This window comes from Delftia sp. ASV31 (genome assembly GCF_016428765.1).
In the GTDB taxonomy this organism is placed as follows: Bacteria; Pseudomonadota; Gammaproteobacteria; order Burkholderiales; family Burkholderiaceae_C; genus Comamonas; species Comamonas acidovorans.
This window is the reverse complement of sequence record NZ_JAELTK010000305.1, coordinates 1-311: the sequence shown is the minus strand read 5'-3', so window position 1 is coordinate 311 and position 311 is coordinate 1. Positions and strand designations below refer to the sequence as shown.

Annotated in this window: 1 protein-coding gene; it reads left to right on the top strand. The window is 74.9% G+C overall.

The features are described from left to right. Nucleotides 1–226: hypothetical protein (locus tag JHD82_RS29540; RefSeq protein WP_199140476.1), on the top strand; the 226-nt coding region annotated here is incomplete at its 5' end. Nucleotides 227–311: the final 85 nt, after the last annotated feature.

The window sequence follows — 311 nt, the reverse complement described above, 5'->3', positions numbered from 1 at the left end:
CCCCCCCCCCCCCCCCCCCCCCCCCCCCCCCCCCCCCCCCCCCCCCCCCCCCCCCCCCCCCCCCCCCCCCCCCCCCCCCCCCCCCCCCCCCCCCCCCCCCCCCCCCCTTTTTAATGACCCGGCGACCCCCGAGATCTACACTGTTCGCATTTCGTCGGCAGCGTCAGATGTGTATAAGAGACAGATGCCGACCGTGCCGAATACCTGGGTGATCCCGACTTCGTGACCGTGCCGCTCAAGGGCCTGACCTCCAAGCGCTATGCCGAGGCACTGGCCGCCGGCATCGACCCCTACCAGGCGCGCGCCGGCAA